This window comes from Geodermatophilus sp. SYSU D01176, assembly GCF_054050015.1.
Map to the genome: position 1 here is coordinate 1 of NZ_JBJGYN010000064.1, position 22,060 is coordinate 22,060.

Consider the following 22,060-nt stretch of genomic DNA (forward strand, 5'->3'; position numbering starts at 1 on the left):
CCCGTTCCGGAGGACCCGATCCTCCGCGACGAGCTCGACGCCGTCCTGGACGCCGCCGGCCTCGACCTCGCCAGCGCGCAGCCCTACGAGGCGGTGGTGGGGGGCCCCCCCCCCCCCCCCCCCCCGGGGCGGTGGCCCGCTCGGCGAGCGCCTTCGGGGACCTGCGCGAGCGCAACCCGGTGGAGCTCACCCTGGACGTCGGGGGCAGCCCGGTGCCGGTCGACGCGCTGCTGCACCGCGCCGTCATCGGCCCGGACGACGGCACCAGCCCCCCGACGGCGCTGCTGGTCGTCGAGCTGGAGCCGGCCCACGGCCCCCGCCCGTTCTCGTTCCCCAACACCTACCAGGCGGTGCGGGGCACGGTCGGCGAGCTCAACCGGGCCACCTCGCTGCAGCAGCTCTACGACATCACCGCGCAGGCGGTGCGCGAGCTGACCGGCTTCGACCGGGTGATGGTCTACCGCTACGACGCCGACTGCAACGGCGAGGTGGTGGCCGAGGCGAAGGCGCCCGGGCTGAACTCGTTCCTCGGCCTGCACTACCCGGCCTCCGACATCCCGGCGCAGGCGCGGGCGCTGTACGAGAAGAACTGGCTCAGGCTGATCTCCGACGTCGACTACCGGCCGGTGCCGCTGCGGCCGGTGCTGGTGCCCTCCACCGGGGCGCCGCTGGACCTGACCCTCGCCACGCTGCGCAGCGTCTCGCCGGTCCACGTCGAGTACCTGCACAACATGGGCGTGCGGGCCTCGATGTCGATCTCGCTGCTGCGCGACGACCGGCTGTGGGGCCTCATCGCCTGCCACCACTACTCCGGCCCGCACGCCCCGCCGTTCGCGACCCGGGCGGCCGCGGAGTTCCTCGGCTCCACGCTGTCGCTGCGCCTGGTCGACCGCGCCGAGGAGGACGAGGTGCACCGTGCGCTGCAGGTGCGCTCGACGCTGGCCTGGCTGACCGCGGCCACCCTGGACGAGGACCGCCCGCTGGCCGACACGCTGCTCGGCTCCCCCGACCTGCTGGACCTGCTGCCCGCCGACGGCGTCGTGGTGCAGCTGCAGGGCCACCGCGGCCGTCTCGGCACCCCGCTGGCCGACGGCACCGCCGAGGCGATCGCGGCCTGGGCGGCCGCCCAGGGCGAGGACGTCGTCGCCACCGACTCGCTGCCCCGGTCCGCGCCGCAGCTGGGGATCCCGGTGGAGGCCGCGTGCGGGGTGCTGGTGCTGCCGCTGCCGGAGGGGCAGTTCGTGCTCTGGCACCGGGCCGAGGCCAGGCGCACGGTCGACTGGGGCGGCGATCCGCACAACAAGGCGATCGCCGAGCGGGAGGGGGACACCGTCCGGCTGAGCCCGCGCAAGAGCTTCGAGCGGTGGCGGGAGACCGTCCGCGACCGGTCCGAGCCGTGGACGGCGCAGGAGGTGTCCGAGGTGGGCGAGCTGCGCACCCACCTGCTGGAGGCGCTGTACGCCCGCAGCCGCAGCATCGTCCGCGCCGCGGAGACGCTGCAGCGCTCGATGCTCACCGACCCGCCGGAGTCCCCGCGCCTGCAGGTCGCCGTGCGCTACGTCCCGGCCGCCCGCGAGGCCCAGGTCGGTGGCGACTGGTACGACGTCTTCGAGCAGCCCGACGGGTCCACGGTGGTCGTCATCGGCGACGTGGTCGGGCACGACACCGCGGCCGCCGCCGACATGGCCCAGCTGCGCGGGCTGCTGCGCGGCATCGCCTACGACAGCGCCGACGGCCCGGCGACCGTCCTGCGCCGGCTGGACTCCGCCGTCGCGGGCCTCGGGCTCGGCGCCCTGGCCACCGTGCTCGTCGGCCGGCTGACCCCGGACACGCAGACCGGTGGCACCCGGCTGCGCTGGTCCAGCGCCGGGCACCTGCCCCCGCTGCTGGCCGAGCCCGGCGACGGTGTGCTGACGCTGACCACCCCCCGCGCCGAGCTGCTCCTGGGCGTCGACCCGGCCGCGCCGCGCACCGAGTCCGAGGCGTTGCTCGAGCCGGGGTCCACGCTGCTGCTCTACACCGACGGCCTGGTCGAGCGGCGCGACCAGGTGTTCGACGTCGGCGTCGAGCGGCTGGCCGACGAGCTCGTCGCCGTCCGCGAGCGGCCGCTCGAGGCGGCCTGCGACGAGCTCATCGGCCGGATGCTCCCCGACGGCGCGGAGGACGACGTCGCGCTGGTCGCCGTCCGGCTGCGGACCTGACCGTCCCTCCGCCTCGTGCGTGATCTCCCTCAGGGCAGGGCGATGAGAGCTGCCAGTCCCCGTCCCGGTTGACACCCCATGGCGGGGACCTCGACCGGGCGGGTCCTGCGGGACGGCGCTCGCACGGGACTCGACCTGGCATGCACCATTCCCGTTCGGGCTTCCCCTCCGCACGCAGCATCCGCTTGGCGCGGTGGTCGACCGGCCCTCGGGGTGGTCTGACCGATCGATTTCCCGCGCCGTGTTGGTCTGCACGTCGAATACCGACTCACGGGAGGCAACGCCATGCGGAAACTGGCCTTTGGCATGAACCTGAGCCTGGACGGCTACATCGCCGCGCCCGGCGACGACCTCGGCTGGAGCGTGCCGAGCGACGAGCTGTTCCAGTGGTGGTCCGACCGGGTGGGGGCGACGGGCCTGGCGCTGTACGGGCGCAGACTGTGGGAGACGATGAGCTCCCACTGGCCGACCGCCGACCAGCAGCCTGGCGCCACACCGGCGCAGATCGAGTTCGCCCGCCGCTGGCGGGACATGCCGAAGGTGGTGTTCTCCTCGACGACCAGCGCGGTCGACTGGAACGCCCGCCTGGTCACCGGCGACGCTGTCACCGAGATCACCCGGCTCAAGACCGAGGATGGCGGTCCCATGGACGTCGGCGGCGCCACCCTCGCCGCGGCGGCCATGCGGGCCGGGCTGATCGACGAGTACGCGATCGTCACCCACCCGGTCCTGGTGGGCGGCGGCACGCCGTTCTTCACGGCCCTGGACAACTGGGTGAACCTGAACCTGGCGGAGACCCGGACGTTTCCCGACGGCGTGCTCCTGACCAGGTACGAGACCAGGCGGTGAACACCCGACCTCGGATCGGCGCGGGCTCGGGTCACCCAAGGATCTCATGGCCGTCAGGGGATCCTCTGAGAGACACCGACGGCTGGCTGCTCCGACCCCTTGAACGTCGCCGAAGCAGCTTCGTTCTTCGGGTCGACCCGCTCCGCAGCGGCTGGTTGACGGCCGTCTGCGACGGCAAGGCGATCAATCGCTGAGGTCTTGGCGCAGCCCCGTCTTCGTCAGCAGGCCGTCGCGTTGGTGATCAGATCGCAACCCGGTTGTCGGCCGTTGGCGTGTCATCGAATGCGGCGGAGCTTCACCATTGGCCGGCCTCACCCTCGTCGTGGTGCAGGCTGCCGGGCAAACCACCCGCGCCGGGAGGACGGAGATCGTCGTGACGGGACCTGTGCACCAGCGGTCGAAGGCGGCGCTGGACGCCGACATCCGCGCCCGGCGCCGCACCGCGCTGGTCGTCAACGTCCGGTCCCGCCGGGGACGCCGTCACTTCGCGACGGTGCACCGGCGGCTGCAGGCCACGGTGGAGCTGGTCGACGTGCGCCCGGTCGCCGACCCTCGAGGCCTGCCCGAGGCGCTCGCCGCCGCGGCCGACAGTGGCGCCGACCTCGTGGTGGTGGGCGGCGGCGACGGCACGCTGAGCGAGGCCGCGCACCAGCTCGCCCACCGCGACGTCTGCCTCGGCGTGGTCCCGCTCGGCACGACCAACAACTTCGCCCGCGGCCTCGGCCTGCCGCTCCGCCTGTCCGCCGCCCTGCGCGTGCTCACCGACGGCAAGGTCGCCGACGTCGACCTCGGCCACGTGGCCGGGCAGCACTTCGCCAACCTGACCAGCCTGGGGCTGTCGGTGCAGGTCGCGGAGCACGTCCCGCACCGGCTGAAGCGGGTGCTCGGCCGCGCTGCCTACCCGCTGACCGCGCTCGCACTGCTGCCCGACCACCGGCCCTTCGCCGCGCGCCTGCGCATCGGCGACGAGGTCCACGAACTCGCGACCCACCAGCTCAACATCGCCAACGGCAGCCACCACGCCGGCCGGGCGATCGCCCCCGACACCGGCCTCGACGACCGCCAGCTGGTGGTGTACCGGCTCGGCGACGCCAACCGGCTCAGGCTGAGCCTCGCGACCGTCCGCCAGACGGTCATCGGGCCCCGCCGGCCGCTGGCTCGCACCCGGTTCCTCACGGCCTGCGAGGTGTGGTTGGAGACCGACCCGCCCCTCGCGCTCGACGTCGACGGCGAGATCCGCGGACGCACGCCCGTGCGGATCGCGCTCGAGGCCAACGCGCTGCGGGTGATGGTCGGCACGGGCTTCCCGGACCGCTGATCACTACATGCCTCGCGATCATGGGCCTCTCCTGGGACGAGGAGCGCCGGCTCCTTCCGCGACGGGGCAGGGTGATTCGTCCGCACGCCGCTCGCGTGGGTTCCTGTTTTCATGCGTCCGTGACCGCGCCGTGGCGATCGCTCGCGCCCTGCAGGCGCGGACGTGGGTCGAGCAGTTCCACGACCCGCCTCACGCGGTCGTCGAGGACTCCGGCGGCTACCGAGAGACCCTGGGCGGCAGGGCCAAGACGTTGTCCCGTCAGGGGAACCTGCTACGGCGACGTTCGGAGGGGCCGGGCGTTTGGTCGCCGGGTCCCGTAGGCGATCCCTGTACGGGACGTCCCCGATCCGCGTCGCGCCACCGAGCCGCACGTGGACGTCGGGATCGATGACCTCCGCAGAGACACCGCTCGTGTGATCGGCGCCCCCGAGTGCGGCCAACGAGCCGACTGAACTCACGAGTTTCATCGAGGTCGCGGCCGACGCCGTCTCTGGGCCGATCCCGCTGTGGTGGGTGAGCGCCCCGATCGAGGGCCCGGGGCACCGTCGTCGCCTCGGGAGGAGTCCCTGCACCAGGACGTCGGAGCAGCGGCACACCCGACGGCGCCAGCCCACACGTCTTTCAACCCCCGCGCTGCTCCCGTCCCGGTTCCCGGTCATCCGTGAGCGTCCAGCAGCGCGCGGCTGGCGGCCTCGCGCCACGTGCGCTCACAGGCTCCCGGGCGGCGGGCCGGGGAGCCCGTGCCTCAGGTCCGGTCCTGCTCCGGCGGGGAGCTGAACCGGGCGCTGAGCCCGTCGCCCTGGTCGCCGCCACCCCCACCTGGCAGGGGCGCCTCGTCCTCCGCCGCGCGCACGACGGCGTCGTCGGCGAGGTCGTCGTCCTGCCGTTCCGTGGGGGCGTCGCGCTCCAGCGCCTCGAGCACCCGCCGCTCGTCGGCGGTCAGGTCCGCCGGCCCGAGGTGCTCCCCCGGCTCACCGGCGTCCGACCCGCTGGCCATGGCCGAGTCGGGTTCGAGGTCGTCCGGGCTGGTCATCGTCGTCTCCTCGGGCCGGATACCGGGTCAGCGGGGGAAGTTCGGTTCCAGACGCGGCACGATCTGCATCTCCGGCACGAAGGCCGCCGGGTGCAGCGTCACCAGGTAGCGCACCATCTCCGCGACCGCCGACGGCGGCATCATCAGGTGGGCCGGGATGCCCCACTGCTCCATCATCGGCGTGTCCATCGCCGCGGGGATGACCGCCTGCACGCGGCACGGGAAGGGCCGCTCGACGCCGTCCGCACCGCGCACCGCCTTCTCGCGCAGCTCCCGCTGGATGCACCTGGTGGCGTTGAGGAAGCCGGCCTTGGAGCCGTTGTAGGCGATGGCGCCGCTGCCCGAGGTGATCGCCGACAGGCTCACGATGTGGACGACGTCGGCGGTGCGGCCCTCCGGCAGGTGCTGCACCCGCTTCACGAACTCGCTGGTCAGGAAGACCGGCCCCTCGCAGTTGACCGCCTGCACCCGCTGGTAGTCCGCGAGGTCGATGTCGGTGATGTAGCCGGGCCGGTCGATCCCGGCGACGTTGGCCAGGATGTCGAAGGCGTCGCCGTGCGCGTCGACGAGCTGCTGCACCACCGCGCGACGGCTCGCGTCGTCGGTCACGTCGAGCGCGACCACCTCCGCCGACCCGCCCGCATCGGCCACCAGCTTCGACGTCGCCTCACTGCCCGACGGGTCGATGTCGGCGATCGCCACGTGCGCGCCGGCCTCGGCCAGTGCCACGCAGGTGGCCCGGCCCAGTCCGCTCGCCCCGCCCGTGACCAGCGCCACCCGTCCCTGCAACGCCCTGCTGTCGGCCATCGGCTCCTCCGTCTGTCGATCGGGATGTCGCCGACCAGCCTGGTGGATGCCGCCGCCCGTCGCAGGTCGGACGATCAGGCTGCGGTGCTCCCCGCGGCGTCAGACGACGGTGGCACTCCCGGACGCCGTCCGCACCCCACCGAGGCCCGTGCTCCACACGTCGGCGAGCGTCACCGTCTGCAGCTCGCGCTCGGCGATCAGCTCCAGCAGCTCGTCGTAGACCGTCGTGATCGTCGGCTGGTTGGCGTGGCCGACGACGATGGCCTGCGCGGCGAACCAGCGGTCGGCCGCGTCCATCAGCTCGGCGCCCGTGAGCAGCCGGTTGTCCTCGAGCGTGCTGTTCCACATGACGATGGTCGGGTGCCCGAGCTCGGCGCTGATCCGGTCGACGCGCAGGTCGTGGAAGCCGAAGGGCGGCCGCATGAACGGCGTCCGGATGCCGAAGGTGCTCTCGATCCAGTCCCGGTTGCGCCCGATCTCCTCGGCGATCTGGTCGTCGGAGAGCGTGGTCAGGTCCGGGTGGGACCAGGTGTGGTTGCCCATCGCGACCTGGCCGGAGTCGATGAGCGGCTGCAGCTGGTCGCCGTTCTCCTCCCAGGAGGAGTAGCGGCCGTTGGGGAAGAAGGTCAGCCGCACGCCGCTGTCCTGGGCGAACCGGCACAGCGACGCGACGACCTCGGAGCTGGTGCCGTCGTCGATGGTCAGCGCCAGGGAGCTGCCATCCCCGGGCAGCCGGTCGACGACGCCGATCGGCGCGGGCAGCACCCCCGGCAGGACCACCTCGGGCGCCGCCACCGGCGGCGGGCCGACCGGTTCGGCGGCCGCGGCGGTGCTCACCGGAGCCCGCGTGGGGTCCACGAGACCGGCCGTGCCACGGCCCACGGCCGTGCCGGCCAGCCCCGCGGCGAGGAAGAGGAGGAACCGTCGGCGCTCCATGCCGGCGGACGCTAGGGAGCGACACCGACCCGCCCCCGCAACGACACGAGCCCCCCGAGTGGCTGGCACCGGCCGTGCTTCACCGGTCACCCGGTGTGCTGGGTCACTCGTGGCTCCCGCGATCCGGCGCGGACGTCGGAGCCCACGCCCGGGCTAGCGTCCCGCGCATGGTCTCCTCGTGGGACGACTCGCGCCGGGCGTTCGCCGACGCGGCGCACTGGTTCGTGGGCACGGCGGCCCTCGTCGGCGGCCGGTGGTCCCGGCCGGCCCTGGGCGAGTGGGACGTGCGCGCCCTCGTGGGCCACACGAGCCGCTCCCTCCTGACGGTCGAGGCGTACCTGGCCCGTCCCGCCGCGACCGTCGAGGTCGGCTCCGCGAGCGACTACGTCCGCGCCACGAGGGCGGTCGCCGCCGACCCGGCCGTCGCGGCCCGCGGACGGGACGCCGGGGCCGCGCTGGGCAGCGATCCCGCAGCCGCCGTGGCGGAGATCGCCGCTCGCGTGCTCGCGCTGGTCGAGACCCGGGACGGCACGGAGCCGGTGACGACGATCGCGGGCGGCATGCGGCTCGCGGACTACCTACCCACCCGCACCTTCGAGCTGGCGGTCCACACCGCGGACCTCGCCACGGCGCTGGGTGCGCCCCTCGACGTCCCGGCGACGGCCGCGGCGCAGGCCCTGCAGGTGGTCGCCGACCTCGCCGTCTCCGACGGCCTCGCCGGCCCGGTGCTCCTCGCCCTCACCGGCCGGGCCGGCCTCCCCGCGGGCTTCTCGGTGCTCTGAGGCGGTAGGACGACGGGCGAGATCGGCGGTCTCGCACGCGTCGCGGCCGGTGACCGTGCGAGACCGCCGATCTCGCCGCCGCGACGGCAGGGACCGCCAACCGATCAGCACACCGTCGCGAGCACGGGGTCAGCCGACCGGGACCAGGCCCGCCTCCTCGATGAGGCGCGCCTGCTCGCGGCACCAGGGTGACCAGGCGTCGCGGTCCTGGGACTCCTGGCGCTCCCGGAAGGCCGCCCAGTCCAGCAGCTCCCACTCGCCGACCTCGTCCGGGTCCGGTGCGGGGGTGCCGGTGAAGCGGCCGAGGTAGACCGGGCAGATCTCGTTCTCCACGACCCCGCGGAACTCCGCGCGGTAGCGGTAGCCGGGCAGCGCCGGGCGCAGCTCGCCGACCTGCAGGCCCAGCTCGAAGGCGGCGCGGCGGGCGATCGCGGCGGCGTCGTCCTCACCGGGGCCGGGGTGGCCGCAGACGGTGTTGGTCCACATGCCCGGGAAGGTCTGCTTCCCCTCCGCGCGGCGGGTCACCAGAAGCCGGCCGGCCTCGTCGAACAGGTACGCGGAGAAGGCCCGGTGCAGCGGCGTCTCACCGTGGTGCACCAGCGGCTTGGGCATCGTGCCGATCGCCGTGCCGTCGTCGTCGAGCAGGACGATGAGCTCCTCCGGTGCCTGGTTCACGGTGCCATCGTCCCGGATCGCCCGAGCACGTGCCGGGCGCCGATCGGCCGCGGCGACGACTGGCGGCGATCCCGCCCGGCGGGCACGGTTCCCCGGTGGACAGCTTCGCGCGCGACGGTCTGGTCTTCGACGTCCGGGACGGCGGCCCCACGGACGGCGACCCCGTCGTCCTGCTGCACGGCTTCCCGCAGGACTCGACCGCCTTCACCACCGTCGCCGGCGAGCTGCACGGCGCGGGGTTGCGCACCCTCGCCCCCGACCAGCGGGGCTACTCCCCCGGCGCCCGGCCGCCGGGTCGCGCGGCCTACCGGCTGCGCGAGGTGACCGACGACGTCCTGGCACTCCTCGACGAGGCCCACCTGGGCAGCGCGCACGTCGTCGGGCACGACTGGGGGGCGGTCGTGGGCTGGGCGCTGGCGGCGCGACACCCGGAGCGGGTGCGCACGCTCACCGCGCTGTCGGTGCCGCACCCGGCGGCGATGGCCAAGGCCCTCGTCATCAGCGACCAGGCGCTGCGGTCGTCCTACACGGCGCTGTTCCAGGTGCCGGTGCTGCCCGAGCGGCTGCTGCTGGCCGTGGGGGGCGAGCCGCTGCGGCGGATGCTCCTGACCAGCGGTCTGCCGGTCGACGTGGCCGACCGGTACGTCGAGCGGATGCGCGAGCCGGGCGCGCTCTCGGCGGCGCTGGCCTGGTACCGGGCGCTGCCCCTGGACGCCCGGACCACGGTCGGCCGGGTCCGTGTGCCGACCCTGCACGTGTGGAGCACCCGCGACGCGGCCCTCGGCCGCACCGCCACCGAACTGACCCGGTCGTTCGTCGACGCCCCCTACCGGCTGGAGGTGCTCGAGGGCGTTCCCCACTTCATCCCCGAGGTCGCGCCCGGCCGCGTCGCCGAGCTGGTCGTCGAACACGTCCGCGCGCACGCCTGACGGCGCGGCCGGCGGGCGACGCCCCTCGGGAGACGACGCCCGGAGGAGTCAGAGTCCGGATCGGTGCCCGTCCGCGCCGGACCTGCACAGGATCGGCGACCCCACCCCGGCCGTGCCCACGGTCAGCCGAGCAGGGGGCCCAGCCGATGGGCGACCCCCTCGGCGAGTCCGACGTGCGCGGTCAGTGCCGCGGGGTCGACCCCGCGGACGGTGAACACCAGGGCGGCCACCAGCGCGCCGGCGGGCGCCCGCACGGGGACCGCCGCGCACGTGAGGTCCGGGTGCACCTGGCCGGCCTGCACCGCCCAGCCGCGACGGCGCGACTCGCGGATCTCGACGTCGAGGTCGGCGGGCCGGACGACCGTCCGCTCGGTGAGCCGGTGCAGCCGGGCGGGGCTGAGGACCTCCTGCCAGTCGGGCTGCTCGGCGAGCAGCAGCTTGCCGGGGGCGGAGGCGTGCAGGTGGCGCTCGACCAGCTCCGGGGCCTGCAGCGGGTGGTCCGGGTCGACGTCGGCGCAGTGCAGCGTGGACGACGTGCACAGGACCAGGTGCACGCCGCAGCGGACCTGGCCCCGCAGCTCGGCGACCACCTCGCGAGCTGCCGTGCACACCGGTGCGGCGCCGTTCCCGCCCGTGAGCCGGGCCGCCTTCCGGCCGATGGCGAAGCCGTGCAGGTCGGGGAGCCGCACCAGGTACTCCTCCCCCACCAGCAGGTTCAGCAGCCGGTAGGTGGTCGCCGGGGGCAGCCCGAGCTCGTCGGCGACCTCCTTCGCCGTCACGCCGGCCCCGAGCCGGGCCACCGTCTCGAGGATGGCGAGCGCGCTCTGGACGGCCTTGGGCTGGCGCCCGGTGAGCCCCCGGTCGATGCTGGGCGTCATCGCCGCGGCTCGGCCGGGACGCTGCCCGGGAGCACGCTGCCCGCCGTCGCCTGGTCGTAGACGCCGACCGCGCGCAGCCGCTCCGGAGCCCGCCACCGCAGCCACACCGCCCATGCCACCCCGGGCGCCAGGGCGCCGAGGAAGACGGCGGTCATCGCCTCGCCGTTCCAGCGCGCGGCACCGGCCATGGCGGCCAGCAGTCCGGCCAGGCCCACCGCCCCGGCCAGCACGCCGCCGACGAGCGGCGGCACGGTGAGCTCGCCGATCCTGCGCAGGAACACCGGCATGGCCAGGCAGGCCAGCACGTAGGCCACCATGTAGCCGAAGGCCGAGACGGTGAGCGAGCCGACCAGCACCGACAGCGGCGCGGCACCGAGGACGAGCGCGACGACCGGGACGCCGACGACCCCCGGTGCCACCAGGGCCAGCGCCCGGTGCGGGGTCTCGAACCTGCGGTGCGTCCGGCCCAGGGTGCGGGGCAGGACCTGCTCGCGGGCCATCGAGAACAGCACCCGGCCCAGCGCGTTGGTCGAGCCCGTGACGCAGGCGAAGAACGACGCGGCGATGCCCACGTCCAGGAGCCGCCGCAGCAGCACCAGCCCGTTGCGGTCGGCGAGTTCCGCGACCGGGACCGGACTGGTCAGCACGGCGATCGGAGCCGCGCGCAGGAGCAGGACCTGGGCCACCGCGGCCGCGAACACGAGCACACCGGCCACCGCCGGGGTCCACAGCACCGCCCGCGGCACGGCCACGAGGGGACGGCGGGCCTCCACCCCCAGCACGGCGGCGCTCTCGAAGCCCATGAACGCGGTGACGCCGAGCACGACGCCGACGGCGAGCCCGCCCCAGTGCAGCGGCGCGTCGACGACCGGCGCCGCCGTGTCGGGGGCGCCGCGGGCGACCAGCAGCAGCGCCCCGAGCACGACGACGACCAGCAGGACGGAGACCACCTCCAGGACCAGGGCGATCCGGGCCGACAGCTGGATGCCGCGCACCGCGAAGGTGGTGGCGAGCAGGCCGAGCCCGCTCGCCAGCAGGGCGACCACCGGTGGCGTCGGCTCGAGGCCGAGCAGCCCCGCGCCGTAGAGCGCCGAGCCGACCAGCGCCGCCATCGCGACCGCGGCGTAGCCGATGAGCAGCGCCCAGCCGCCGACCAGGGCGCCGACCGGCCCGAGGCCCTTCGCGGTGTAGCTGTAGGTGCCGCCGACCGCGGCCATGCGGCGCCCGAACTGGGTCAGGCACCAGCCGACGAGCAGCACCAGGGCGGTGGCCGCGACGAACGCCGGCAGCGTGGCCGCTCCCGCCTCGACCAGCACGATCGAGGGGACGACGACCATCGCCGCCGTCGGGGCCAGCGCGGACACCGACTGGGCCAGCACCTCGGCGAAGCTGAGCCGGCGCCGGCGCAGCCCCTCGACCGGCGACCGCCGGGGCAACCGGACGGTGCTGCGCTGTGCCATGCCGCTCCCTTCGACTGCTGCGGGAGGGTAGGGCAGCCGCGTGTCGGCGACCTCGTCCTCGAATGAGAAAACGTGATCGCCGTCTCCCGTTCGGTGTAACGAGAACGTTTCCGGTTCATGACGGCCGTGTAACCGCCCACCTCGCGGCCCGGGTCAGGCTCGACAGCCATCGCCGTCCGCCCGGCAGCCCCGCTGCCGCCGCCCCGGAGGTCGCCCATGGCCACCGTCTCCGACCCACCGCCGGCTCCCCCGGCCACCCGTCCCGCGGAACACCACCGCCTCAGCGGCCGCCTCGGTGCGGGCGCCATCGTCTTCATGGTCGTGGCCGCCGCCGCGCCCCTGACGGTCATCGCCGGATCCGTGCCCATCGGCATCGCCGCCGGCAACGGCGCCGGCTACCCGGCGATGTACGTCGTCGCGGCCGTCGTCCTGCTCTTCTTCGCCGTCGGCTTCACCGCCATGACGCGGCACGTGCCGAACGCCGGCGCGTTCTACTCCTACGTCGGCACCGGGCTGGGCCGCGGCGCCGGGCTGGGCAGCGCGCTGGTCGCGCTCATCAGCTACGTGACCGTGCAGGGCGCGGTGTACGGCTACGTCGGCTTCCTCATCGGCGACCTCGTGGCCGGCCACGGCGGGCCGTCGCTGCCGTGGTGGCTGTGGACCGCTGTCGTCCTGGCCGTCACCGGCCTGCTCGGCTACCGGCACATCGAGCTCTCCAGCAAGGTCCTCGGCGTCCTGCTGGTCGCGGAGGTGGGCATCGTCCTGGTGCTCGACGCCGCGGTCATCGGTCGCGGCGGCGGCGACGAGGGGCTGTCCTCGGCTCTGGTGCGGCCCGACGAGGTCCTCTCCGGCGCTCCGGGCATCGGGCTGATGTTCGCCATCGCCGGCTTCATCGGCTTCGAGGCGACGGCGATCTTCCGCGACGAGGCCCGTGACCCCGAGCGGACCATCCCGCGGGCGACCTACCTGGCGCTGGCGATCATCGGGGTCTTCTACACGCTGTCCGCCTGGGCCATCGTCAGCGCGTGGGGCGACGGCTCGATCGTCGAGGCATCAGCCGCCGACCCGGGCGGGATCGTGGTGGCCACGGCCGCGCAGTACGTCGGCACGGCGGCGGCCGACGTCATGCTGGTGCTGTTCGTGACCAGCCTCTTCGCCGCGATCCTGTCGTTCCACAACGTGCTGTCGCGCTACGTCTTCTCGCTGGGGAACACCGGCGTCCTGCCCCCAGCGTGTGGGCGCAGTCACGCCCGGCACGCCTCGCCGCACGTCGCTTCGCTGGTCACCACCGCGGTGGGCGGCCTGCTGATGGCCGTCTGCGCCGTTGCCGGACTCGACCCGGTGCTGGAGATCTTCACCTGGCTGGCCGGCATCGCGAGCGTCGGCATCGTCGTGCTGATGCTGCTGGCCTGCGTGGCCGTCGTCGTCTTCTTCCGCCGTACCCGGCTGGACCGGCGGCCGTGGCACAGCCTGGTCGCCCCGGGCCTCGGCGGGGTCGGCCTGGCGCTGATCCTCGTGCTGCTGGTCCGGAACCTGCCGCTGCTCATGGGCGGCTCCACACCCCTCGGCGTCGGCGCCGGCGTCCTGCTCGCCGTCGCCCTCGCCTCCGGCTGGCTGCTCGCCCGGGCCCGCCCGAACGCCGCGCGGAACCTCACCGCGGCGACCCCCGCCGACAATGCCCCGCAGATCTGAGGAGGACCCGATGACCCTGACCACCCCCCGCTCCACCGTCACCCACCCGCTGTCGCGGATGACCGCCGAGGAGATCGTCGCCGCGCGCGAGGTCCTCGAGGCCGCCGGGCTGCTCGGCGACGCGACCAAGTTCGTGTACGTGGGCCTCGAGGAGCCGCACAAGCGCGACGTCCTGGACTGGACGCCCGGTCAGCCGATCGAGCGGCGACTTCGGGTGCTCCTCCTGGACCGGGCGACCGGCGACGGCTGCGACGTCACCGTCTCGGTCACCCGGGGCGCCGTCGTCCGCGACGAGGCGATCGACGCCGTCGCCGACGGGCAGGTGCCGATCCTCGACGCGGAGTTCGAGGCCATCGAGCCCATCCTGGCGGCCGACGAGCGTTGGGCCGCCGCGATGGCCAAGCGCGGGCTCGAGGTCTCCGACGTGCGGGCGGTGCCCCTGTCGGCCGGCTCCTACTTCCCCGACGAGTCCGGCCACCGCGTGGTCCGCGTGCTCGGCTTCCACCAGTCCGACCCGGCCGACCTCCCGTGGGCACACCCGGTCGACGGCGTCGTCGCCTACGTCGACATCACCCGCGGGATCACCACCGCGGTGCACGACCACTTCGAGCTCCCGGTCCCGGCGGAGCGCGCCGACCTCGACCAGGCGACCCACCCGCACGCGGTGCGCGACCTCAAGCCCATCGAGATCACCCAGCCCGAGGGGCCCAGCTTCACCGTCGAGGACGACGTCGTCCGCTGGGCCGGCTGGGAGTTCCGGGTCGGCTTCGACGTCCGCGAGGGCCTGGTCCTCAACCAGGTGTCCATCGACGGACGGTCGGTGGTGTACCGCGCCTCGATCGCCGAGATGGTCGTGCCCTACGCCGACCCCTCGCCCGTCCGGTTCTGGCAGAACTACTTCGACACCGGCGAGTACCTCTTCGCCCGGTACACCAACTCCCTCGAGCTCGGGTGCGACTGCCTGGGCGAGATCCACTACTTCGACGCGCTGATCTCCGACGAGGACGGCAACCCGCGGACCATCCGCAACGCCATCTGCCTGCACGAGGAGGACTACGGCGTCGGCTGGAAGCACACCGACCTCTTCAACGGGATGGCCGAGACCCGGCGGTCGCGCCGCCTCGTGATCAGCTTCTTCACGACCATCGGGAACTACGACTACGGCTTCTACTGGTACCTCTACACGGACGGCACGATCCAGCTGGAGAGCAAGGCCACCGGCATCGTCTTCACCTCCGCCTACCGCGGCGACGAGCACCCGTACGCCACGGAGATCGCCCCGGGGCTGGGTGCGCCGTTCCACCAGCACCTGTTCTCGGCACGGCTGGACATGGCGGTGGACGGCCTCGGCAACACGGTGCACGAGGTGGACGCGGTCCGGGTGCCGGTGAGCGACGTCAACCCGTACGGGAACGCCTTCCAGCGGCGGCTGACCCCGCTCACGCGGGAGTCGGAGGCGCAGCGGGTCAGCGACGCGACGGTGGGCCGGACCTGGCACGTGGTCAACCCGTCGAAGACCAACCGGCTGGGCCAGCCGGTCGCGTACGCGCTGCACCCGCAGGCCTCGCCCGTCCTGCTCGCCGACGACGACTCGTCGATCGCCCAGCGGGCGGCGTTCTCGACCAAGAGCCTGTGGGTCACCGAGTACGACCCCGCCGAGCGCTATCCGGCCGGCGACTTCGTCAACCAGCACCCCGGCTCCGGCGGGCTGCCGTCCTTCGTCGCCGGGAACGCGCCGCTGGAGGACACCGACGTCGTCCTCTGGCACACCTTCGGGCTCACGCACTTCCCGCGCCCGGAGGACTGGCCGGTCATGCCGACCGACTACACCGGCTTCACGCTCAAGCCGGTCGGCTTCTTCGACCGCAACCCCGCGCTGGGCCTCCCGCGGTCCACCTCGTCGCACTGCGCGTCGCACGGGTCGTGACGACGGCTGCCGTTGCCACCCGGCCGGGGGCGCTCGCCCTCGGCCGGGTGGCCGCCGCCCTGGCGGTGGCCGGGGGGCTCGTGCACGTGCTGCTGCTGGACGTCACGTCGCTGGCCTCGCTGGCGATGGCGGCGACGGCGGCGGTCTGCCTGCCGTGCGCCTGGCGGCTGTGGCGGCGGCCGACCCGGTCCGCGTGGCGGATGACGCTACTGGCCGACGTCACGATGCTCGCCCTGCACCTGCAGGTCCTCGCCGAGCCGGCCGGGGGCGGGGCGGCGCACGCGGCGCACCACGGTGCCGCTCCCGGCGGGCTGGTGTGGACCGGACTCACCCTCATCGCCGGGTCGCTGGGAGCCGGCGGAGTGGCGCTCCTCCGAGGGTCGGGGCGACGTCGACGGGGACCCCTGCCGTCGCTCCACCTGCAGGCCTGAGCCGCCGTACCGGTGGGGTCGGCGGCGTCCGGTGGCGCGGCAGTCCCCGTCCGACCACGGGGGGACAGCCCTCGGGGGCCGGCGCCCGCCGGGAGGCCATTGTGCCCTCGCGCACATCCGGGTACCGTCACGACACCAACCGACCGCTCGGTCAGTAAACAGACCACCCATCGACGGCGGACCCCCAGGGAACTGGGCGGCGACCGCGCCCGCCGCCCAGCTCCCTGGGGTCCACCGCACGCCGCGCCACCCGGACGACACGACGACGTCCTCGGGCGCCGTCGACCGTGGCGCGTGTCACTGGGGGTTGCTTCCGCAAGGCGCAACCGCCAAGCTGGGCCCACCAACTACTGACCGATCGGTCGGTTATTTCGTTCCCGCATGCACACTGCCGGATCCGGCGAGCCGGAGGAGCGACGATGTCCCACGAGAACACCGAGGTCTACCTCGTCGACGGGGTGCGCACCCCGCAGGGCAGGTACGGCGGCGCCCTGGCGTCCGTCCGCCCCGACGACCTCGCCGCCCTGGTGGTCGGCGAGGCGCTGCGCCGGTCCGGCGCTCCCGGGGAGGCGGTCGAGGAGGTCGTGCTGGGTGCAGCCAACCAGGCGGGCGAGGACAACCGCGACGTCGCCCGCATGGCCGTGCTGCTCGCCGGGTTGCCGGACACGGTGCCCGGCTACACCACCAACCGGCTCTGCGCCTCCGGGCTGACCGCGACGGCGTCGGCAGCGGCGTCCATCCGAGCCGGGGAGGTGGACCTGGCCATCGCCGGCGGGGTGGAGTCGATGACTCGCGCCCCGTGGGTGATGGCCAAGCCCGGGACGCCCTGGGCCAAGCCGGGCGAGGTGGCCGACACCGCGCTCGGCTGGCGGTTCACCAACCCCCTGTTCACCGCCCACGACGAGGCGGTCGAGCACCCCGAGGACCCGCGCACCCGCAAGATCACGCTGTCGATGGGTGAGACGGCCGAGGAGATCGCCGCCCTCGACGGCCTCACCCGCGAGGAGTGCGACGCCTTCGCGGTCCGCAGCCACGAGCGGGCGGTCGCCGCCCAGGACGCCGGCCGGTTCGACCGGGAGATCGTCCCGGTTCCCGTGCGCGGGAAGAAGGACACCGTCGAGGTGACCACCGATGAGGGTCCCCGTCGGGGCTCGACGACGGACACCCTCGGCAGGCTCAAGCCGGTGTTCCGGGCGGGCGGCATCGTCACCGCCGGGAACAGCTCGCCGCTGTCGGACGGCGCCGCTGCCCTCGTGCTCGCCGGCGGCGCGGCGGTCGAGCGGCACGGGCTCACCCCACGGGCACGGATCGTGGTCAGCGCCAGCGCCGGGGTCGCACCCAACGTGATGGGCCTGGGGCCGGTCCCGGCGACGGAGAAGGCCCTGGCCAAGGCCGGCTGGACCGTCGACGACCTGGACGCCGTCGAGCTCAACGAGGCCTTCGCCGCCCAGTCGCTCGGGGTGCTGCGCCGGCTGAAGATCGACGAGCAGATCACCAACGCCGACGGCGGCGCGATCGCCCTCGGCCACCCGCTCGGCTGCTCGGGTGCCCGCTTCCTGGTCACCCTGCTCGGGCGGCTCGAGCGCGAGGGCGGCCGCCGTGGCCTCGCCACCCTCTGTGTGGGCGTCGGTCAGGGCGTCGCGATGCTCGTGGAGACGGTGTGAGCGCCGCCGTCCCGCCCCGGGTGGGCGTCATCGGAGGCGGCCGCATGGGCGCCGGCATCGCCCAGGTGTTCCTGGCGGCCGGCGCCCGGGTCGCGGTCGTCGAGGCCGGCCGGGAGGCTGCCGCGGCCGCCCGCGGGCGCGTCGCCGACGGCCTGGAGGAGGCCGCCCGGCGGGGAAAGCTCGACGGCGACGTCGCCACGGTCCTGGACCGGCTGACCGTTGTGGACTCCCCCGCGGCGCTGGACCGGGAGACCGGCCTGGTCGTCGAGGCCGTCCCCGAGCAGGCCGACCTCAAGGCCCAGGTGCTGCGGGCCGCCGAGGCAGCCGTCGCTCCGGACGCCGTGCTGGCCACCAACACCAGCTCCCTGTCCGTCACCGAGCTCGCCTCGGCCCTGGAGCGCCCGGCCAGGTTCCTCGGCCTGCACTTCTTCAACCCGGTGCCGGCGTCGAAGCTGGTGGAGGTGGTGGTCGCCCAGGAGACGACCCCCGAGCTGGTCGGCGCGGCGAGCGGCTGGGTGCGGGCCCTGGGCAAGACCGACGTCGTGGTGAAGGACTCCCCGGGCTTCGCCTCCTCCCGGCTCGGCGTGCTGCTGGGGCTGGAGGCCATCCGGATGCTCGAGGAGGGCGTCGCCGACGCCGAGGCCATCGACACCGCCATGGAGCTGGGCTACCGCCACCCGATGGGGCCGCTGCGCTCCACCGACCTCGTCGGCCTCGACGTCCGGCTGGCGATCGCCGAGTACCTGCACCGGACCCTCGGCGAGCGGTTCGCCCCGCCGCAACTGCTCCGCGACAAGGTCGCCGCCGGCGAGCTCGGCCGCAAGACGGGCCGCGGGTTCCACACCTACGACTGACCCGGAGGCAGCCGCGATGACCGTGGGGCCCGTGGACACCGCAGCCCTCGTCGACCCGGTCGCCTACGAGGCCGGTCCGCCGTTCGAGCTGCTGCGCCGGCTGCGGGAGGGGACGCCGGTCGCGTGGGTCGACGAGCCCGCCCTGCACGGTCAGCCGGCCGGGCCGGGGTTCTGGCTCGTCCTGCGGCACGCCGACGTCGAGCGGGTGCTGCGCGACCCGGTCGCGTTCTCCTCGTGGCTCGGTGCGACCCAGGTCCGCGACGCCGCCGACCTCGACTGGGTGCGCCGCATGATGCTCAACATGGACCCGCCGGACCACGCGCGGCTGCGGCGGCTGCTCACCCGCTCCTTCACCCCCCGAGCCGTGGCAGCGCTGACGGAGGCGATCGAGGCGACGGCGGCACGCTTGGTCGACCGGATGATCGCCGGCGCCCCCGAGGGCCGGTGCGACTTCGCGAAGGACGTCGCTGCCGACCTGCCGCTGCTCACCCTCGCCGACGTGCTCGGAGTGCCGGCCGAGGACCGCTGGCTGATGTTCGACTGGTCCAACCGGGTGATCGGCTGGCAGGACCCCGACTACGCCACGTCGGCCGCCTTCGACGGCACCGGCGGGACAGCGATGGCCCGGGAGGCCCTGGCCCTGCGGCCGGTCCCCGACGCCGACGGGCGCATGCCCGATCCGCGGACCCGGGCCGGCATGCCCGACCTCTACGCCTACGCCCGGCTGCTGGCCGAGGACAAGCGGCGGGCTCCGGGGGACGACGTCATGTCGATCCTGCTGGCGCAGGTCGACGAGGGCGGCGGCCGCGTCAGCGACGCCGAGTTCGAGAACATGTTCTGGCTGTTCGCCGTCGCCGGGAACGAGACCCTGCGCAACGGCCTGCCCGGCGGCCTCATCGCCCTGCTGCAGCACCCGGACCAGCTCGCCGCGCTGCGCACCGACCCGTCCCTGCTGCCGGGCGCGGTCGACGAGATGCTGCGCTGGTGGACCCCGGTCATGGTCTTCCGCCGCACCGCGACCCGCGACGTCGAGCTCGCCGGCGTCCGGGTGCGGGCCGGCGACAAGGTCGTCGTCTCGTTCACGTCCGCCAACCGCGACGAGTCCGCGTTCCCCGATCCCGACCGCTTCGACGTCCGGCGCGCCCCCAACCCGCACCTGTCCTTCGGGCACGGGCCGCACTTCTGCCTCGGGGGGCAGCTGGCCCGGGCACAGATGCGCGCCCTCTTCGGCGAGCTGCTGCGCCGCACCGAGCACCTCGTGCTCGACGGGTCCCCGGCGCTGCTGCGGTCGTCCTTCCAGCGCGGGGTCAAGCGGCTGCCGGTCCGCTGGACGGCCGCCTGAGCCCGATCGCTCAGCTCCTCGCGCACCCGGGGGGGTATGGTCCCCGGGCTCCTCCGGCGGTGAGTGCAGCTGCACTCACCGCCGGAGTTCGTTGAGGTGATCGGTGGCCGAGGCGGCCCGCGGGTCAGTCCGCCGCCGGGGGCCAGGTCTTGGCGACCATCGTGAGGACGTCGTAGGTGGCCACCGGCTGGCCCTCGCCGTTGACGACGACGGCGTCCCAGCGGACCTCGCCGTGCTCTGCACCGCCGCGCGGGCTGATCTGCTTGCAGGTCAGCGTGACCGTCAGCTCCTCCCCCGGCTTGACCGGGGTGAGGAAGCGCAGGTCGTCCACCCCGTAGTTGGCCAGCACCGGACCCGGGGCCGGGTCGACGAACAGCCCGGCCGCCCACGAGACGATCAGGTAGCCGTGCGCCACCCGGCCGCCGAAGAGCGGGTTGGCGCGGGCGGCGTCCTCGTCCGTGTGGGCGTAGAAGGTGTCGCCGGTGAACTCGGCGAAGTGCTCGATGTCCTCGAGCGTGACCGCCCGCGGGCCGGCCGTGATCGAGTCGCCGATGCGCAGCTCGGCCAGCGACTTGCGGAACGGGTGCACCCCGTCGTCGTGCCGCTGCGCCCCGGTCACCCAGCGTCCGCCGATCGCGGTGAGCTGGTCGGGCGAGGCCTGCACGGCGGTGCGCTGCATGTGGTGCAGCACGCCGCGGATGCCGCCGAGCTCCTCGCCACCCCCGGCCCGGCCCGGGCCGCCGTGCACCAGCACCGGCAGGGGCGAGCCGTGCCCGGTGTTCTCCTTGGCGTTGTCGCGGTCCAGCACCAGGATCCGGCCGTGCGCGTGCGCCGCGCCGAGCACGAACTCCCGCGCGAACTCCCGGTCGTGGGTCACCACCGAGCCGACCAGGCTGCCCTGACCCCGGGCGGCGAGCTCCACGGCCTGGGCCACGCCGTCGTAGGGCAGGACCGTGCTGACCGGCCCGAACGCCTCGACGTCGTGCGGCTCGGCGGCGGCCAGGTCGTCGCAGCGCAGCAGCATCGGGGGCAGGAAGGCGCCGCGGTCGCGGTCGGCGCCGACCACCTCGAAGTGCTCGGGGTCGCCGGCGACCAGCTCGGCGACGCCGCGCAGCGCCTTCAGCGAGCGCAGCACCTCCTCGCGCTGGTCGAGGCTGGCCAGCGCGCCCATCCGGACCCCCTCGGCGCCCGGAGCCCCGACGACGATCTTCGCCAGCCGCTCCCGGGTCGCCTCGACGACGTCGTCGACCAGCTCGCGCGGGACGAAGGCGCGGCGGATGGCGGTGCACTTCTGGCCGGCCTTCACCGTCATCTCGGTGACCAGTTGCTTGACGAACAGGTCGAACTCCGGCGTGTCCGGGGTGGCGTCCGGGCCCAGGACGGAGCAGTTGAGCGAGTCCGCCTCGGCGTTGAACCGCACCGAGTTGGCGACCACCGCGGGGTGGCTGCGGAGCTTGCGCGCGGTGCTGGCCGACCCGGTGAAGAAGACCAGGTCCTGACCGGCCAGGCCGTCGAGCAGGCCGGTGGCGCTGCCGGCCAGCAGCTGCAGCGAGCCCTCGGGCAGCAGGCCGGACTCGACGATCTCCCGGACCACCGCCTCGGTGAGGTAGGCGGTCTGGCTGGCCGGCTTCACGATGGTCGGCACGCCGGCGAGGAAGGCCGGCGCCAGCTTCTCCAGGAACCCCCAGACGGGGAAGTTGAAGGCGTTGATCTGCACGGCGACGCCACGCATCGGCGTGTAGAGGTGCTGCCCGACGAAGGTGCCGCCCTTGCCCAGCGGCTCGACGGCGCCGTCGAGGACGACGGTGTCGTCGGGCAGCTCGCGGCGGCTCTTGCTGGCGTAGGAGAGCACGGTCCCGAAGCCGCCGTCGACGTCGACGGCGCTGTCGCGGTCGGTGGCGCCGGTGCGGCGGGAGAGCGCGTAGAACGCGTCCTTGCCGGCCACCAGGCGCAGGCCCAGCTGCTTGAGCAGGCCGGCCCGCTGGTGGAAGGTCAGCTCGCGCAACGCCGGCCCGCCGACGGTCCGGGCGTGGTCGAGCATCGCGGGGACGTCGAGGCCGGTGCTGCTGATCCGGGCGACGGTCTCCCCGGTCACGGCGTCGGCGATCGGCGTGCCCTCGTCCGGGGCGCTGTACCAGCGACCGGCGACGTAGCTCTGGAGCAGGGGTGCGGTCATCGCGGGTTCCTCCTCTCGGGGGGGGGGGGGGGGGGGGGGGGGGGGGGGGGGGGGGGGGGGGGGGGGGGGGGGGGGGGGGGGGGGGGGGGGGGGGGGGGGGGGGGGG

The 22,060-nt window shown here is 74.4% G+C and carries 18 protein-coding genes; 11 read left to right on the plus strand and 7 right to left on the minus strand.

Annotated features, from left to right (window positions below; all coding sequences use genetic code 11):
- Positions 1-131 precede the first annotated feature (131 nt).
- The 3 genes from ACI78Z_RS22460 to ACI78Z_RS22470 all read left to right on the plus strand — a co-directional run bounded on the left by ACI78Z_RS22460 (position 132) and on the right by ACI78Z_RS22470 (position 4,368).
- Complete coding sequence (locus ACI78Z_RS22460) at positions 132-2,201, plus strand: SpoIIE family protein phosphatase (protein WP_457038751.1); 2,070 nt, start codon at positions 132-134, stop codon at positions 2,199-2,201.
- A gap of 285 nt (positions 2,202-2,486) precedes the next feature.
- Positions 2,487-3,050, plus strand: a complete 564-nt coding sequence (locus ACI78Z_RS22465) for a dihydrofolate reductase family protein (RefSeq protein ID WP_457038752.1) — start codon at positions 2,487-2,489, stop codon at positions 3,048-3,050.
- Between the two features lie 373 nt (positions 3,051-3,423).
- Positions 3,424-4,368, plus strand: a complete 945-nt coding sequence (locus ACI78Z_RS22470) for a diacylglycerol/lipid kinase family protein (protein ID WP_457038753.1) — start codon at positions 3,424-3,426, stop codon at positions 4,366-4,368.
- A 745-nt stretch (positions 4,369-5,113) separates the two neighbouring features.
- On the opposite strand, the gene ACI78Z_RS22475 is transcribed toward ACI78Z_RS22470, so the two are convergent.
- From ACI78Z_RS22475 to ACI78Z_RS22485, 3 genes are all read right to left on the minus strand, one after another.
- Positions 5,114-5,401, minus strand: coding sequence for a hypothetical protein (locus ACI78Z_RS22475; RefSeq protein WP_457038754.1), 288 nt, complete (start codon positions 5,399-5,401; stop codon positions 5,114-5,116).
- Positions 5,402-5,428: 27 nt separating this feature from the next.
- Positions 5,429-6,208: an SDR family NAD(P)-dependent oxidoreductase gene (locus tag ACI78Z_RS22480; RefSeq protein ID WP_457038755.1), complete on the minus strand. Its 780-nt coding sequence runs from the start codon at positions 6,206-6,208 to the stop codon at positions 5,429-5,431.
- Positions 6,209-6,307: 99 nt separating this feature from the next.
- The gene (locus ACI78Z_RS22485) at positions 6,308-7,144 is read right to left on the minus strand and encodes a polysaccharide deacetylase family protein (RefSeq protein WP_457038756.1); all 837 of its coding nucleotides are present in this window, start codon (positions 7,142-7,144) and stop codon (positions 6,308-6,310) included.
- A gap of 167 nt (positions 7,145-7,311) precedes the next feature.
- Here ACI78Z_RS22485 and ACI78Z_RS22490 point away from each other — a divergent pair, with 167 nt between their 5' ends.
- On the plus strand, positions 7,312-7,926 hold the full coding sequence (locus ACI78Z_RS22490) for a maleylpyruvate isomerase family mycothiol-dependent enzyme (RefSeq protein ID WP_457038757.1): 615 nt from the start codon (positions 7,312-7,314) through the stop codon (positions 7,924-7,926).
- A 129-nt stretch (positions 7,927-8,055) separates the two neighbouring features.
- Here ACI78Z_RS22490 and idi read toward each other — a convergent pair whose 3' ends face one another.
- Positions 8,056-8,601 (minus strand): isopentenyl-diphosphate Delta-isomerase, encoded by a 546-nt coding sequence (idi, locus tag ACI78Z_RS22495; protein WP_457038758.1) that lies wholly within the window; start codon positions 8,599-8,601, stop codon positions 8,056-8,058.
- A 95-nt stretch (positions 8,602-8,696) separates the two neighbouring features.
- Here idi and ACI78Z_RS22500 point away from each other — a divergent pair, with 95 nt between their 5' ends.
- Entirely contained in the window at positions 8,697-9,530 is an 834-nt protein-coding gene (locus ACI78Z_RS22500) for an alpha/beta fold hydrolase (protein WP_457038759.1), read from the plus strand.
- Positions 9,531-9,652: 122 nt separating this feature from the next.
- On the opposite strand, the gene ACI78Z_RS22505 is transcribed toward ACI78Z_RS22500, so the two are convergent.
- Together ACI78Z_RS22505 and ACI78Z_RS22510 are read right to left on the minus strand one after the other, a co-directional pair.
- Complete coding sequence (locus ACI78Z_RS22505) at positions 9,653-10,408, minus strand: IclR family transcriptional regulator (RefSeq protein ID WP_457038760.1); 756 nt, start codon at positions 10,406-10,408, stop codon at positions 9,653-9,655.
- The gene (locus tag ACI78Z_RS22510; RefSeq protein ID WP_457038761.1) at positions 10,405-11,868 is read right to left on the minus strand and encodes an APC family permease; all 1,464 of its coding nucleotides are present in this window, start codon (positions 11,866-11,868) and stop codon (positions 10,405-10,407) included. Before ACI78Z_RS22510 ends, ACI78Z_RS22505 begins: the two co-directional genes overlap by 4 nt.
- Positions 11,869-12,084: 216 nt before the next feature.
- Between ACI78Z_RS22510 and ACI78Z_RS22515 the strand changes: the two genes are divergently transcribed.
- The 6 genes from ACI78Z_RS22515 (at position 12,085) to ACI78Z_RS22540 (ending at position 19,778) form a co-directional block, all read left to right on the plus strand.
- Positions 12,085-13,560, plus strand: coding sequence for an APC family permease (locus tag ACI78Z_RS22515; RefSeq protein ID WP_457038762.1), 1,476 nt, complete (start codon positions 12,085-12,087; stop codon positions 13,558-13,560).
- A 10-nt stretch (positions 13,561-13,570) separates the two neighbouring features.
- A complete protein-coding gene (locus ACI78Z_RS22520) occupies positions 13,571-15,487 on the plus strand; it encodes a primary-amine oxidase (protein WP_457038763.1) in 1,917 nt (638 codons plus the stop codon).
- Positions 15,484-15,918, plus strand: coding sequence for a hypothetical protein (locus ACI78Z_RS22525; RefSeq protein ID WP_457038764.1), 435 nt, complete (start codon positions 15,484-15,486; stop codon positions 15,916-15,918). Before ACI78Z_RS22520 ends, ACI78Z_RS22525 begins: the two co-directional genes overlap by 4 nt.
- A 419-nt stretch (positions 15,919-16,337) precedes the next feature.
- Positions 16,338-17,582 (plus strand): thiolase family protein, encoded by a 1,245-nt coding sequence (locus ACI78Z_RS22530; protein WP_457038765.1) that lies wholly within the window; start codon positions 16,338-16,340, stop codon positions 17,580-17,582.
- On the plus strand, positions 17,579-18,436 hold the full coding sequence (locus ACI78Z_RS22535) for a 3-hydroxyacyl-CoA dehydrogenase family protein (RefSeq protein WP_457038766.1): 858 nt from the start codon (positions 17,579-17,581) through the stop codon (positions 18,434-18,436). The genes ACI78Z_RS22530 and ACI78Z_RS22535 overlap by 4 nt, the downstream gene beginning before the upstream one ends.
- Before the next feature lie 31 nt (positions 18,437-18,467).
- Positions 18,468-19,778, plus strand: a complete 1,311-nt coding sequence (locus ACI78Z_RS22540) for a cytochrome P450 (RefSeq protein WP_457038767.1) — start codon at positions 18,468-18,470, stop codon at positions 19,776-19,778.
- A gap of 124 nt (positions 19,779-19,902) precedes the next feature.
- Here ACI78Z_RS22540 and paaZ read toward each other — a convergent pair whose 3' ends face one another.
- On the minus strand, positions 19,903-21,954 hold the full coding sequence (paaZ, locus tag ACI78Z_RS22545) for a phenylacetic acid degradation bifunctional protein PaaZ (protein ID WP_457038768.1): 2,052 nt from the start codon (positions 21,952-21,954) through the stop codon (positions 19,903-19,905).
- Positions 21,955-22,060 lie beyond the last annotated feature (106 nt).

Excerpts from the sequence above, each read along its gene's own strand:
- ACI78Z_RS22465 (WP_457038752.1), top strand. The coding sequence starts at position 2,487 with ATGCGGAAACTGGCCTTTGGCATGAACCTGAGCCTGGACGGCTACATC.
- ACI78Z_RS22475 (WP_457038754.1), bottom strand. The coding sequence starts at position 5,401 with ATGACCAGCCCGGACGACCTCGAACCCGACTCGGCCATGGCCAGCGGG.
- ACI78Z_RS22480 (WP_457038755.1), bottom strand. The coding sequence starts at position 6,208 with ATGGCCGACAGCAGGGCGTTGCAGGGACGGGTGGCGCTGGTCACGGGC.
- ACI78Z_RS22485 (WP_457038756.1), bottom strand. The coding sequence starts at position 7,144 with ATGGAGCGCCGACGGTTCCTCCTCTTCCTCGCCGCGGGGCTGGCCGGC.
- ACI78Z_RS22490 (WP_457038757.1), top strand. The coding sequence starts at position 7,312 with ATGGTCTCCTCGTGGGACGACTCGCGCCGGGCGTTCGCCGACGCGGCG.
- ACI78Z_RS22505 (WP_457038760.1), bottom strand. The coding sequence starts at position 10,408 with ATGACGCCCAGCATCGACCGGGGGCTCACCGGGCGCCAGCCCAAGGCC.
- ACI78Z_RS22510 (WP_457038761.1), bottom strand. The coding sequence starts at position 11,868 with ATGGCACAGCGCAGCACCGTCCGGTTGCCCCGGCGGTCGCCGGTCGAG.
- ACI78Z_RS22515 (WP_457038762.1), top strand. The coding sequence starts at position 12,085 with ATGGCCACCGTCTCCGACCCACCGCCGGCTCCCCCGGCCACCCGTCCC.
- ACI78Z_RS22520 (WP_457038763.1), top strand. The coding sequence starts at position 13,571 with ATGACCCTGACCACCCCCCGCTCCACCGTCACCCACCCGCTGTCGCGG.
- ACI78Z_RS22530 (WP_457038765.1), top strand. The coding sequence starts at position 16,338 with ATGTCCCACGAGAACACCGAGGTCTACCTCGTCGACGGGGTGCGCACC.
- paaZ (WP_457038768.1), bottom strand. The coding sequence starts at position 21,954 with ATGACCGCACCCCTGCTCCAGAGCTACGTCGCCGGTCGCTGGTACAGC.